Origin of the sequence: Micromonospora sp. NPDC049240 (assembly GCF_040647835.1) — a bacterium.
GTDB lineage: Bacteria > Actinomycetota > Actinomycetes > Mycobacteriales > Micromonosporaceae > Micromonospora.
This window is the reverse complement of the sequence record NZ_JBEZCX010000012.1, coordinates 65490-78162: the sequence shown is the minus strand read 5'-3', so window position 1 is coordinate 78162 and position 12673 is coordinate 65490. Positions and strand designations below refer to the sequence as shown.

Genomic DNA, 12673 nt, shown 5'->3' with positions numbered 1-12673 from the left:
CCGTGTCGGCGTGGATGCGGCGCAACGGGTCGGGGAGATCTTCGGACGGGCCGGGCTGAGCGGGTGCCTGCACGTCGCCGACGTGGACGACCCGTCGCGCGAGGTGGCGCTGCGTGCCGACGAGCAGATCGTCATCGCGTCCGTCTTCAAGATCCTGCTGGTGCTGGAGTTCGCCCGGCAGGTCGCCGCCGGCCAGCTCGACCCGACCGAGCGGGTGCTGGTCGGCGCCGCCGACCGGCTCGGCGGCTGGGGGGTGGCCGGCTGCGCCGACGACGTGGAGATGTCCCTGCGCGACCTCGCGTACCTCGCCATGTCGGTGAGCGACAACGCGGCGGCCGAACTGCTGCTGCGCCGGGTCGGCCCGGACGTGCCGTCGATGCTGGCCGCGGAGCTGGACCTGCCGCGTACCCGGATCGTCGGCGGTCCCCGGCAACTGGTCGAGACGATGCTCGCCGACGTCGGCGCGCGTACCGAGGCGGACTTCGCGCGGATCTTCCCCACCCTGTCGCCGGAGCGGATCCGGGCGATGCGGGTCTTCGACCCGGAACACACCTCCTCCAGCACCGTCCGGGAGCTGACCCGGCTGCTGCGCCTGGTCTGGCGGGACGAGGCCGGACCGGCGGAGGCCTGCGCGACGGTCCGGGAGTTGATGGGCCGGCAGCTCTTCTGGACCCGGCTCACGGCGGGCTTCCCACCCGGCGTCCGGGTCGCCGGCAAGACCGGCACGCTGCCCGGCCTCCACCTGGAGGCCGGTGTCGCGGAGTATCCCGACGGCGCCCGGTACGCCATCGCGGTCCTGGTGCGCACCGATCAGCTCGGTACCCGCCGGATCCACGTGGACCTGGCGATGGGGGAGGCCGCCCGGGCCGCGGTCGAGTCGCTGCGCTGATTTCCGGACCGCCGGCCCTCGGGGTTACCGGCTCCGACCTGCGGTCATATCGAAACGGATATCGATCCTTCCGCCGTTCGATCTTGGACGCCGTCGCCGGTGCGGTGGTGGGGTGGGCCTACCGATCCACCGATTCCGAACGGGGAGGACCACCCATGCCCGAGAACCGACCGGCCGGCTACGCCCGCCGCCGCTTCCTGCGTGACACCGCCGTCGGCGCCGCCGCCGTCTCGACCGCCGGGCTCGTCGCCGGCACCCCGGCCCAGGCCGCTCCGAGCGCCCCGCCCGCCCGCCGGCAGCGGGCCGGCGCGGTGAGCTTCCGCTGGTGGGGCACGGCCGGCTGGCGGATCGACATCGGCGACCGGACCGTGCTTGTCGACCCGTACCTCAGCCGTTTCGACACCGGACTCTTCCGGGGGGCGTTCCACCCGGACACCGCGCTGACCGTGGCCGCCGACGTGGTGGACCGGCTCGCCGACCGCGCCGAGAACATCCTGGTCACGCACACCCACTGGGACCACTTCAACGACGTGCCGCACATCGCCGCCCGGACCGGCGCCCGGGTCCTGGGCACACTCACCGCCTACCACCTCGGCGTGGCGTACGGGCTGCCCACCGGGCAGCTCGCCCCGGTCAAGGGCGGTGAGGTGCTCGACTTCGACGGGTACACGGTGGAAGTGGTCGGCTCGCTGCACAGCCGCAACGCGGCCTTCTCGATGGCCTTCCCCGGCGTACGGGTCAGCCCGCCGCCGCAGCCGACGAAGGTCTCCGACCTGCCCGAAGGGGACACGCTTGCCTACCAGATCCGGGTCGACGGCGGGCCGTCGGTGTTCTTCATGGGCGCCAGCGACCTGGACGAGCGCCGGTACGCCGGCCTGGCCCCGGACGTGGCGATGATCGCCTCCGCCGCCACCGCGTCCGTGGCCGACTACGTGCCCCGGCTGATGGCCGCGCTGGACCACCCGAGGACCGTGGTGCCGGTGCACTGGGACAACTTCGAGACCCCGCTGGTCAACCCGCCGACGGTCGCCGCGACCGACCGGGACCGGCTCGACGCGCTGATCGCCGAGGTGCGCCGGGTCTCGCCGCGCAGCCGGGTGGTGGTGCCCGAATACCACACCGCGTACCGGTTCTGACCGGTCGCGCTCAACCGGCGGTCAGGTCGCGCAGCGCCAGCACCGACTTCCAGTTGCGCGCCGTCGCCACCACGCCCAACGTCTTCTCCAGGTACGCGGTGGTGAACTTCGTCCGCCCGTAGTTGCCGGCCGGGTAGTGCAGGTGCAGCTCCCGGCCGACCACCGCGTACGCCATCTCCTCGCCGGCCGGCACGGCCAGCTCGCGGACCCGGGCCGGGTCCGGCGCGGCGGACAGGAACACCACGAGCACCCGGGTCGGGTCGTCCTGACGCCCGGCGTACGGGCTCGCGCCGACCAGCGCGGCCAACTCGTCGCCGTCGCGGACCAGCACCGGCACCCGCAGGCCCACCTCGTCGGCGAGCCGCCCGGCGATGCCCTCGGCGAGCACCTCGTCGCGGGTCGGTGGGGCGGTGAACACCACGTTGCCGCTCTGGAGGTACGTCTTGACGTCGGTGTGACCGAGGTCGGCGACGACGCGACGCAGGTCCGCCATCGCGAGCCGGGTGGCGCCGACGTTGACGCCCCGCAGCAGGGCGGCGTAGCGGTTCATGACCCGCAGCCTAGGTCAGGCGGACGCCAACCGGGCGTAGACGTCGCCGGAGCGGCCCGCCGGCCGGTACGCCTCCAGCAGCCGCACCAGGCCGGCCGCGTCGAGCCACTCGTCGGCGGCGAAGCGCATCGTCTCCACCGGGGAGTAGTTGTAGCGATAGCCGCCCGCCGACGCGCCCAGCCGCTGCACCTGGTCGAGCACCGCGAGCGCGGCGTCGTGCGCCGGTGGGAGGTACTCGAAGGAGAGCGCGCGCACCGGCCGGCTCAGCCCGGCCAGCACGTCACCCTCGAAGCCCTCCACGTCGACCTTGCAGAACGCCGGTACGCCGTGCTTGGCGACCAGGTCGTCGAGTGTCACCACCGGCACCTCGACCGAGCGGTCCCACCGCACCCCGGCGAAGCTCGGGTCCGCCGTCACCGAATCGATCCAGGACGACGACATGGTGGACACCGTCGGCGTCGCGGACGACAGCTCCAACCGCGCCCGGCCGGCGCGGGCGCCGACCGCGGTGGGTTCGATGGCCACGCCGCCGTCGCGCCCGAACGCCAGGCGCAGCACCCGCAGGCAGTCCGGCTGCGGCTCGACCGCGACCACCCGCGCGCCCAGCCGACGCCAGGTGCGGACCCGGCCACCGACGTGGGCGCCGATGTCGAAGCCGAGGTCGCCGGGGCCGAGGAACTGGCCGTAGAGCCGGCGGGCCCGGCGGTGCTTGGCCGGCTGTCCGTGGTAGATGGCCAGGGACCGGGTGATCCCCCAGGTCCGTGCGAGCATCGTCACGCCGTTCCTAACTGTGAGTCCTGGACTGCGGGCCGAACGCCCGCAGGAACCGGTCGCGGAACTCCTCCATCGGCCAGACGGGGGCGTTCGGGGCCGGGTTGAGGCCGGCCTGCCAGCCCCACCCGGCGACCCGGTCGAGCACGGCCGGGTCCTTGGCCACGATGGTGATCGGCACGTCCCTGCCGGCCCCCTCGCCGGTGACCGCCCGGGCCGGCTGGTGGTCACCGAGGAACACCAGCACGAGGTTCTCGTCGCCGTAGCGTTCCACGTAGGAGACCAGGGTGCGCAGCGTGTAGACGATCGAGTTCCGGTAGGCCTTCCGGGTGCCCTCGTCCGCCCGGTCGGCGCGGTTGGTGCCGGCGAAGACCGATCCGTCGCCCAGGTCGTCCCAGTCGACCAGGGGCGGCACCGGCGACCACGGAAGATGGCTGGAGAGCAGCGGGATCTCGGCCATCACCGGGGCGTGCCCGGGGGCCCGCTCCGCGCGTTGGAAGGCCTCCAGGGTGAACTGGTCCGGCGGCGAGGAGAAACTGAACGTCGGCCCCCGGTAGCCGAGGTCACCGGCGCCGTAGACGCGGTCCGGGGCGAAGAAGTCGGCCTCCGGCCAGGCCCGGGTGAGGGCCGGCATGACAAGCGACGTCCGCCATCCGGCGCGCTTGAACGCGCCGTTGAGCGTCAGGCGGTCGCTGCGTACCAGGTTCGTGTAGCGGAGCTGGTTGTCGGCCCGGATGCCGGACATCAGCGTGGCGTGCGCCAGCCAGCTCCCGCCGCCGGTGGTGGACGAGGTGAGGAACGCGGTGCGGCTGCCGTAGCCGGCCGCGGTCAGCCGGCGCGTCCCCTCGTCGAGGACGGCGTCCACCTCCGGGGCCAGCTCCGGGTCCTCCACCGCCACCCGGCCGTAGCTCTCCACGAACGTGACCAGGACGTCCTTGCCGCGCAACCCGGTCAGCAACTGGTCGCCGGGGGTGTCCCGGAACGGGTCGCCGGCGAGCTGGGCGCGCAGCCGCTCCTGGTCGTGCAGCCCGGCGTTGACCTGCCGGGTGCGGTCGTACACGCCGGCCGCGACCGTGCCGGCGGCGATCGGCAGCCCGGGGACGAGCTGCGCGCCGAGCACCGCGCAGGCGACCCAGGCCGCGCCGAGCGCGGTGGCGACCCGGGCGCTCACCCCCCGGTGGCCGGCGACCAGCCGGGCGAGTCGCCCCACCGACAACGTCACCAGCACCGGTACGGCGACGACCGCGGCCACCGCGGCGACCACGGCCCCCACCTGGGCGGCCCGCCCGTACGACTCGGCGAGGAACTCCGCGCCGGCGGCCAGGAACGCCCAGTCCGCGATCAGGTCGAAGCGGCGGTCCAGCACGATGGAGAAGCCGAGGTCGGCGATCTTCAGGACGAGCACCAGGCCGAGCAGCGCGCCGAGCACCGTGGCCACGATCCGGCGGGGTCTCGGCGGCAGCGCCAGCAGCAGGGCGACCGCGATCAGCCCCTCCACCGGGATGCGGAGGAACGCGGCCGGGGTGAGGTCGTTGACGTCGGTCGGCAGGATCAGGGCGACCAGCGCCAACGCGGCGGCCAGCACGGTGACGGCCCTGCGCCGGAGACTGTCCGTCGGGGTCGGGTCGTGCCCGGCGGTCGGGGTCGGGTCGTCGTCGGTCACGGCCGCCGACCGCCGACCTCGGCGCGTCCGACGAGCACCGGAGCGGCGGGCTCCCAGCCGGCCCGGCGAGCCGCCGGCACGGGGGAACGCACCGCCGCCGGACGGGCCGGCTCGATGCGGACGGCCGGCGTGCGGTGCCGCCACCGCCAGCGCACGTCCCGGCCGAACGACTCGACGAGCAGCGCCAGCGCGCCGACGAGCACCGCGACGGCCAGCGCCGTCGGCAGCACCTCCGCCGCCACCACGGTCAGCGCGATGCCCTGGACCGCGGCGACCGTCTTGCGCCAGTAGCGCGGCGGCAACGGACCGTTCAGCCAGGGCAGCAGCCAACCGGCCGCGACGAAGGCGTACCGCATCGCGCCGATCACCAGCACCCACGGGCCCACCTGGTCGGCGACGTGGAGGCAGAGCACCAGGACGAGGAAGGAGTCGACCTCCATGTCGAACCGGGCCCCGAGCGCGCTCACCGTGCCGGTGCGCCGGGCCACCTGCCCGTCCACCCAGTCGAGCGCGAGCGCCACGGTGGTGAGCCCGACCAGCACCGCGACCGGGGTGGGCCGGCTGAACGAGTCCACCACCAGCGCGGTCACGCCGCCGGCCAGCGTCGCCCGGGTCAGCGTCACCCAGTCGGCCGGCCCGAGCCGGCACGCGCCCGCGAGGCGCAGCCCGTGCCCGAGCGCGGTGAGCAGCACCGCCCCGTAGACGAGACCGGCCAGCCAGCCGGCCCGGCCCAGGCCGACGGTGCCGGCGATTCCCGCCAGCACACCGAGCTGGAGGATCGCCCCCGCGAATGGATCAGTCCGAACCACTGACACTGTGCCTCCGAATGACGCGCGTACGACCCACCGGTGTGTACGCAGAACATGCCCGAACGGTTCGCTCTGATACCGAAAACGCACGATCAAGAGCGCACGTCACACCGGGCCGTCTGCCCGGCCGGGCGGGCCGAGCGCATTCGTGTCGGGGCGGGTCAGCGGGGCGGCGCGTCGGCCGGGTCGTCCGCGCGGCCGGCCAGCGCCGAGCGGCGGTAGCCGTACAGCGCGTAGACGACGGCGCCGAGCAGGAACCAGACGCCGAAGCGCAGCCAGGTCACCGGGTCGAGGAACGTGATCAGCCAGATCGAGAACACCACGCCGACCGCCGGCACCACCGGCATGCCGGGCAGCCGGAACGTCCGGGGCGCGTCCGGGCGGCGGTAGCGCAGCACGATCACCGCCACGCAGACCACCACGAACGCCAGCAGGATGCCGATGTTGGTCAGCTCGGCGGCCTGCCGGATCGGCAGGAAGCCGGCGATCAGCGCCGAGGCGACGCCGACGATCCAGGTGACCCGGCTGGGCACCCGGCGCACCGGGTGCACCTTGGCGAACCAGGCCGGCAGCAGCCCGTCCCGGCTCATCGAGAACCACACCCGGGTCACGCCGAGCATGAACGTGAACATCACCGTGAGGATGCCGATGATCGCCCCGACCGCGATCACGCTGGCCAGGCCGGAGAGCCCGACCGAGGCGAACGCGGAGGAGAACCCGCTCTCCGGATCGATGTCCCGGTAGTTCTGCATGCCGGTGAGCACCAACGTGGCCAACACGTAGAGCACCATGGAGATGAGCAGCGACCAGATGATCGCCTTCGGCATGTGCCGGCGGGCGTCCCGCGACTCCTCGGCGGCGGTGCTCATCGCGTCGTAGCCGAAGACCGCGAAGAACACGGTGGCCGCCCCGGTGATCGCGCCGCCCACCCCGAACGGGAAGAACGGCGAGTAGTTGCCGGTCTTCACGTGGAAGAAGCCGACCACGATCACCAGCAGCACCACGGCGACCTTCAACCCGACCACGAACGTCTCGAACCGCGCCGCGGCCTTGATGCCCCGGTTGAGCAGGTACGCGATGAGCAGGCAGAGCGCCGCCGCGAACAGGTCGACGCGGTGCCCGTCGCCGGTGCCCGGCGCGCCGAGCATCCAGGCCGGCAGGTCGGCGCCCAACTGGGTGACCAGGAAGCCGAAGTAGCCGGAGATGCCGATCGCCACCACCGCCACGATGGCGGTGTACTCCAGCAGCAGGTCCCAGCCGATGAACCAGCCGACCGCCTCGCCCAGCACGGCGTAGCCGTAGGTGTAGGCCGAGCCGGCCTTCGGGATCATGCCGGCGAACTCCGCGTACGACAGCGCGGCGGCGGCGCTGGCCAGGCCCGCGATCAGGAACGACACCAGCACGGCCGGACCGGCGGTCTCGTTGGCCACCGCGCCGGCGAGCGCGAAGATGCCGGCGCCGATGATGCCGCCGACCCCGATCGCGGTGAGCTGCCACAGGCCCAGCTCGCGGGCGAGCCCCTCCTCGGTCTCGTCGGCGATCTGCTCCACCGGCTTACGCCGGAAGATGCCCTGTCCAACGGTCATGGTGACCCCTCCCGCCGCGCCGTCACGCTTCCGAGCCGTGGTCACGCCGCGACACGCCGCGGTCACGCCACGGCACGACGGTAAGTCCTCGCGCCGAAGATCGCAGCCCGTGGCGGTCAGGTGGCGCGCAGTGGCGGCAGGCCCAGCGCGGCGCGTACCCGGGCCGCCTGCCGGACGCCGTCGTGCGCGGTGGCGGCCCGGGTCGCCCGGCGCAGCTCGGCGGCGCCGGCGGCCCCGGCCGCGAGCCGCCACTGCCGCAGCGCCACCTCGTGTTCGGTGAGCAGCGCCGCCATCGGCGCCTGCACGGCGGCCGGCCAGCGGACCGCGCGCAACTCACCGGCGCAGGCGAGGTTGGCGTCCACGACCGCCCCGGCCCGCTCCCGCACCGTCCGCCACGGCCGGCCCGCCTTCTGGGCCTCGGCCAGCTCGTCGCGGGCGATGTCGTACGCCGCCACCGCGGCCAGGTAGCGCCCCTTCGCCTCCTTGACCGTCAGCGGCGCCACCGGGCTCGGCGTGGGGCTCGCCGGCGGGGGAAGGGCGACCTGTTTCGTCTCGCCGCCGCAACCGGCGAGCAGCAGGGCCAGGACCAGAGCCGGGGGCGCGAGCCGAGGACGCAACGGAACTCCCATGGGGGCGGTCGGGGCCCCGAGTGTAGGACGGCACCCGCCGATCGTGCCGGCCTCGGTCACCGGGGGTCGTCGTCCCGCCTCACCAGCCGCCAGTACTGCCGTTTCCCCTCGTCCCGCACCACGACGCCGAGCCGGGCCAGCTCCCCGTGCAGCTCCCGGACCTCGGCGCCGCGGCTGTCCTTCAGCGCCCGCTCCCGGGCCCGCAGCAGCGCGTCCGCGCCGGCCGGCAGGCCGGGCAGCCCGGGCACCCAGCGCCGGTACGCGTCCCGGTGCGGGTCCTGGTCGACCCAGGGCCAGCCCTGGCCGGTGAACGCCTCCCGCAGCCGGCCGGCGCTCAGGTCGGACCGCTCCCGGGCCAGCTCGCCGCCGGCCCGGTCCAGCAGCACGAGCGCCCTGCCGTCGACGAACACGCCGGCCACCTCGGTCCGGGCGACGTCCCGGCCGTGCCCGTCCCGGTGCAGTCGCACCGACCGGCGCCCGACCGTGACCCGCAGCCGCTCCCGTACGCCCACCACGGCCAGGGCCAGGCCCGCCACCGCCGCCACCCCCGCGCCGAGCGGGTACGACCGCTGGTCCGGCCACCTGTCGAGCAGCGCGAACACGTCCTGGAAGGGGAACCAGGCCAGCCCGGCGAGCCAGCCGGACAGGGCGGTCAGCCCGGCGCCCAGTCCCGCGCCGAGCAGCGGGAACCCGGCCCACATCACCACCAGCTCGCCGACTCCGCCGTCGACCACGACGGCCCCGGGTTCCCGGTCGGCCACGGTCAGGACACCTCCCGCCGCATCGTGCGGATCAGGCCGGCGACCAGCGGCACGACCATCCAGACGGCCAGCGAGACACCGAGCCGACCCCACTGCCCGGCGGTCATGTCCGGGCTGAGCAGCGGCGCCATGGTGACCGAGGTGTCCAGCCAGCCGGCCGGCTCCCGCAGCGCCTTGATCATCGCCGACAGCACGCTCCACACGGTCGGCAGCAGCAGGAAGGTGACGACGGCCAGCGGCGTGTTCAGCAGCAGCAGGCCGAACCCGGCGCCCATCAGCACGTTCGCCACCTGGAACACCGCCGCGTACGGCAGCAGCTGCCAGTCGAACGTCCAGGCGCCCGCCCCGCCGGTGGCCTTGGCGGCGAGCGTGCCGGCGGCGGCGACGGCGAGGCTGACCAGCACCGAGGCGAGCGCGGCCAGCACCACCGCGGCCAGCTTGGCGACGATCACCCGCTCCCGGCGGGGCACCAGCGCGAACGTGGTCAACGCGGTGCGCTGCGACCACTCGCCGGTGATGGAGAGGATGCCCAGCACCGGCAGCAGCAGCCCGACCGGCAGCAGCGACGGCGCGAAGAACGCGGTGAACGTCTGCTCCGGGCCGTCGGTGACGAAGAGTTGCACCACCACGATGGCGACCGCGATCAGCGCGATGCTGATCAGCAGCCAGCGGCCGGCCCGGGTGTCGGCGAGCTTGCGCAGCTCCACCCCGGTCAGCCGGGCCAGCGAGGGGCCGGCGGCCGGCTCGTGCCGCGTGGGGGCGGCGGTGGGAACGGGCGTGGTGGCGGTGGTCATCGGACGGCCTCCCTGGTCGACGCGCCGGCGGTGAGGGTGAGGAAGAGCTGTTCCAGGCCGCCGCTGCCGGCCGGTCGCAGTTCGGTGAGGACCAGTCCGGCGTCGGCCGCGGCCTGACCGACGGCCTCCGGCTCGGCCCGGACCACGAAGCCGCCGTCGGTGCCGACGGTGGCCGGCAGCGCGGCGCGGTCCAGGGTGAGGCGCAGGGCGTGCTGATCGCGGGCGCGGACCAGCGTGCCGGCGCCGGCCAGCAGCTCGTCCTTGCCGCCCTGGGCGACCACCCGGCCGCCGCCGATCACCACCAGCCGGTCGGCCACCGCCTCCACCTCGCGCAGCAGGTGCGAGGAGAGCAGCACGGTGCCGCCCCGGTCGGCGTAGTCGCGCAGCAGGCCGCGCATCCAGTAGATGCCCTCCGGGTCGAGGCCGTTGGCCGGCTCGTCGAGGATCAGCACCCGGGGGTCGCCCAGCAGCGCCAGCGCCAGGCCGAGCCGCTGCCGCATGCCCAGGGAGTACGCGCCGACCCGGCGCCGTGCGGCGGTGTCGTTCAGCCCGACCAGGTCCAGCTTCGCGGCCACCTGCCCCCGCTCCACGCCCATGGTGCGGGCGGCCAGGGTGAGCGTCTCCCGCCCGGTGCGTCCGGCGTGCTGGGCCGAGGCGTCGAGCAGGACGCCGATCTCCCGGCCCGGGTTGGGCAGCGCCCGGTAGGGCCGGCCGGCGACCGTTGCCGCGCCGGAGCTGGGCGGCGTCATCCCGCAGATCATGCGCATCGTGGTGGACTTGCCGGCGCCGTTCGGGCCGAGGAATCCGGTCACCGTGCCCGGTTCGCACCGGAACGTCACGTCCTCGACGGCCGTGTGCGGGCCGTACCGCTTGGTCAGTTGGTCGACTTCGATCATGCCGAGAAGCCTGCCGGGGCCACCCGGTGCCCCGCTGCGGCCGACGGTCGTCGCCGGCGCCGACCGAGGTTCACCGCAGGCGTCGACTTTGGTAGCTGGCAGCCGGTCCGGCCGGCTCCCTAGCATGGGGCGGGTGAGCAGCGCCGTCGTCCCCGATCATCCCTGGCTCCTGCCGGGCTCCCTGGTGCCCGCGCGGGCCGCCCGCCGGACCCCGCGGGACTGGTTCGTCGACAGCCTGTTGTTCCTGATCGCGCTGGGCTGGGTGCTCCTCGCGCACGACGACGCGGTGAGCGGGCGACCGGAGTTCGCGCTCAACGCCGGGCCGAGCTGGCTCGCCGAGATCGACCTGTTCGTCGGCCTGCTCGCCGCCGGCGCGCTCTGGCTGCGCCGCCGCTGGCCGGTGGGGCTGGCGGTGGCCACCGCGCCGCTGACGCTGTTCTCGGTCACCTCCGGGGCCGTGCTGCTGGTCGTCCTGTTCACCGTGCTGGTCCACCGACCGCTGGTGGTGGGGCTGACGCTGGTCGGCTGGCATCTGGCCACCGCGCTGCCGTTCATCGCGGTCCGCCCCGACCCGGCCATGCCGTTCTGGGCGGCCGTGGCGTGGACCGTGCTCTTCATCGGCATCGTGGTGGCCTGGGCGCTGTTCGTCCGGGCGCGCCGGCAGCTCGTGCTGTCGCTGCGCGACCGCGCCGAACGGGCCGAGGCCGAACAGCAGCTCCGGCTGGACCAGGCCCGGAACCTCGAACGCGGCCGGATCGCCCGGGAGATGCACGACGTGCTCGCCCACCGGATCTCGCTGCTCAGCCTGCACGCCGGCGCGTTGGAGTTCCGCCCGGACGCGCCGCCGGAGGAGGTCGCCCGGGCCGCCGGGGTGATCCGGGCCAGCGCGCACGCCGCGTTGCAGGACCTGCGCGAGGTGATCGGCGTGCTGCGGGCCGAGACCGGCTCCGAGGCCACCCCGGAACGGCCGCAGCCGACGCTCGGCGACGTGCCCGCGCTGGTGGCCGAGAGCCGGGACGCCGGGGTACGCGTCAGCGTGGTGGACGAGGTGACCGAGCCGGCCGCGGTGCCGGCGGCGATCGGGCGCAGCGCGTACCGGATCGTGCAGGAGGGGCTCACCAACGCGCGCAAGCACGCGCCCGGGGCGGTGGTGACCGTCCGGCTGGCCGGCGGCCCCGGCGAGGGGCTGGCGGTGGACATCCGTAACCCCTGGCCGGTGGGCGGGCCGGCCGCCGCGATCCCCGGCACCGGCACCGGCCTGGTGGGCGTCGCCGAGCGCGTCACGCTGGCCGGCGGACGCGTCGACCACGGACGGGACGCCGACGGCGACTTCCGGCTGGCCGCCTGGCTGCCCTGGGCCTCCTCATGAGCGAACGCACCGAGCGGAGCGAGGGCCGTGAGGGCATGCCCGGTCGGTACGGCATGAGCGAACGCACCGAGCGGAGCGAGGGCCGTGAGGGCATGCCCGGTCGGCCCCGCCCGATGAGTGGGCCGGTGCGGGTGCTGATCGTCGACGACGACCCGCTGGTCCGGGGCGCGCTGTCGATGATCCTCGGCGGCGTACCCGACCTGGCGGTGGTGGGCGAGGCGACCGACGGCGTCGAGGTGCCGGCCGCCGTCGCCGCGTACGCCCCGGACGTGGTGCTGATGGACATCCGGATGCCCCGGGTGGACGGGCTGGCCGCCACCGAGGCGCTGCGGGCGGCGGCGGACCCGCCCGAGGTGCTGGTGCTGACCACGTTCGACGCCGACGAACAGGTGCTGCGCGCGCTGCGGGCCGGGGCGAGCGGCTTCCTGCTGAAGGACACCCCACCGGCCGAGATCGTGGCGGCGGTACGCCGGGTCGCGGCGGGCGAGGCGACGCTGTCCCCGGCGGTGACCCGCAGGTTGATCGCGCACGTGACCGTCGCCGTGCCGGCGCCCGCCCGGGATCCCCGCCGCGAGCGGGCGGTACGGCTGCTCGGCGAGCTGTCCGAGCGGGAGCGGGAGGTCGCGCTGCTGCTCGGTCGGGGCCGGACCAACGCGGAGATCTCCGCCGAGCTGTTCATGAGCGTGGCGACCGTGAAGGCGTACGTGTCGCGGCTGCTCACCAAGCTCGACCTGAACAACCGGGTGCAGGTGGCGCTGCTGGTCCAGGACGCCGACCTGGTCTGACGAAGATGCTCTCATTGGTGATAGTATCAGCGATG

The 12673-nt window shown here is 74.6% G+C and carries 12 protein-coding genes and 1 pseudogene; 4 read left to right on the top strand and 9 right to left on the bottom strand.

The genetic code is table 11. From position 1 onward, the window contains the following. Window positions 1–10 precede the first annotated feature (10 nt). Window positions 11–889, top strand: a complete 879-nt coding sequence (locus tag AB0B02_RS19740) for a serine hydrolase (RefSeq protein WP_357302169.1) — start codon at window positions 11–13, stop codon at window positions 887–889. Between the two features lie 155 nt (window positions 890–1044). After that, window positions 1045–2025 carry an MBL fold metallo-hydrolase gene (locus tag AB0B02_RS19735; protein WP_281936186.1) on the top strand — a complete coding sequence of 327 codons (981 nt, stop codon included), beginning with the start codon at window positions 1045–1047 and terminating at the stop codon, window positions 2023–2025. A 10-nt stretch (window positions 2026–2035) separates the two neighbouring features. Here the strand turns inward: AB0B02_RS19735 and AB0B02_RS19730 are convergent, their stop codons facing one another. The 9 genes and pseudogenes from AB0B02_RS19730 to AB0B02_RS19690 form a co-directional block, all read right to left on the bottom strand. Beyond that, complete coding sequence (locus tag AB0B02_RS19730) at window positions 2036–2575, bottom strand: DUF1697 domain-containing protein (RefSeq protein WP_357302164.1); 540 nt, start codon at window positions 2573–2575, stop codon at window positions 2036–2038. Window positions 2576–2590: 15 nt separating this feature from the next. Further along, window positions 2591–3346: an FkbM family methyltransferase gene (locus tag AB0B02_RS19725; RefSeq protein WP_281936300.1), complete on the bottom strand. Its 756-nt coding sequence runs from the start codon at window positions 3344–3346 to the stop codon at window positions 2591–2593. A gap of 13 nt (window positions 3347–3359) precedes the next feature. Then, on the bottom strand, window positions 3360–5009 hold the full coding sequence (locus AB0B02_RS19720) for a sulfatase (protein WP_357302161.1): 1650 nt from the start codon (window positions 5007–5009) through the stop codon (window positions 3360–3362). A 41-nt stretch (window positions 5010–5050) separates the two neighbouring features. Then, window positions 5051–5824: pseudogene (locus tag AB0B02_RS19715) on the bottom strand (CDP-alcohol phosphatidyltransferase family protein); the annotation flags it as partial. Between the two features lie 155 nt (window positions 5825–5979). Beyond that, the gene (locus tag AB0B02_RS19710) at window positions 5980–7404 is read right to left on the bottom strand and encodes an amino acid permease (protein ID WP_281936180.1); all 1425 of its coding nucleotides are present in this window, start codon (window positions 7402–7404) and stop codon (window positions 5980–5982) included. A gap of 116 nt (window positions 7405–7520) precedes the next feature. Then, window positions 7521–8021: a hypothetical protein gene (locus tag AB0B02_RS19705; protein ID WP_357302157.1), complete on the bottom strand. Its 501-nt coding sequence runs from the start codon at window positions 8019–8021 to the stop codon at window positions 7521–7523. 68 nt (window positions 8022–8089) lie between these two features. After that, entirely contained in the window at window positions 8090–8794 is a 705-nt protein-coding gene (locus AB0B02_RS19700) for a hypothetical protein (RefSeq protein ID WP_281936176.1), read from the bottom strand. Between the two features lie 2 nt (window positions 8795–8796). Further along, window positions 8797–9588, bottom strand: a complete 792-nt coding sequence (locus AB0B02_RS19695; protein ID WP_357302154.1) for an ABC transporter permease — start codon at window positions 9586–9588, stop codon at window positions 8797–8799. Next, entirely contained in the window at window positions 9585–10484 is a 900-nt protein-coding gene (locus AB0B02_RS19690) for an ATP-binding cassette domain-containing protein (RefSeq protein ID WP_281936173.1), read from the bottom strand. Before AB0B02_RS19690 ends, AB0B02_RS19695 begins: the two co-directional genes overlap by 4 nt. Window positions 10485–10617: 133 nt before the next feature. On the opposite strand from AB0B02_RS19690, the gene AB0B02_RS19685 reads away from it, so the two are divergent. After that, window positions 10618–11853 carry a histidine kinase gene (locus tag AB0B02_RS19685; protein WP_281936171.1) on the top strand — a complete coding sequence of 412 codons (1236 nt, stop codon included), beginning with the start codon at window positions 10618–10620 and terminating at the stop codon, window positions 11851–11853. 113 nt (window positions 11854–11966) lie between these two features. Then, window positions 11967–12638: a response regulator transcription factor gene (locus AB0B02_RS19680; protein ID WP_357302527.1), complete on the top strand. Its 672-nt coding sequence runs from the start codon at window positions 11967–11969 to the stop codon at window positions 12636–12638. Window positions 12639–12673: the final 35 nt, after the last annotated feature.

Bases quoted from the DNA above. Each gene is read 5' to 3' on its own strand.
- AB0B02_RS19735 (WP_281936186.1), top strand. From the start codon at position 1,045: ATGCCCGAGAACCGACCGGCCGGCTACGCCCGCCGCCGCTTCCTGCGT.
- AB0B02_RS19730 (WP_357302164.1), bottom strand. From the start codon at position 2,575: ATGAACCGCTACGCCGCCCTGCTGCGGGGCGTCAACGTCGGCGCCACC.
- AB0B02_RS19725 (WP_281936300.1), bottom strand. From the start codon at position 3,346: ATGCTCGCACGGACCTGGGGGATCACCCGGTCCCTGGCCATCTACCAC.
- AB0B02_RS19710 (WP_281936180.1), bottom strand. From the start codon at position 7,404: ATGACCGTTGGACAGGGCATCTTCCGGCGTAAGCCGGTGGAGCAGATC.
- AB0B02_RS19695 (WP_357302154.1), bottom strand. From the start codon at position 9,588: ATGACCACCGCCACCACGCCCGTTCCCACCGCCGCCCCCACGCGGCAC.
- AB0B02_RS19690 (WP_281936173.1), bottom strand. From the start codon at position 10,484: ATGATCGAAGTCGACCAACTGACCAAGCGGTACGGCCCGCACACGGCC.
- AB0B02_RS19680 (WP_357302527.1), top strand. From the start codon at position 11,967: ATGAGTGGGCCGGTGCGGGTGCTGATCGTCGACGACGACCCGCTGGTC.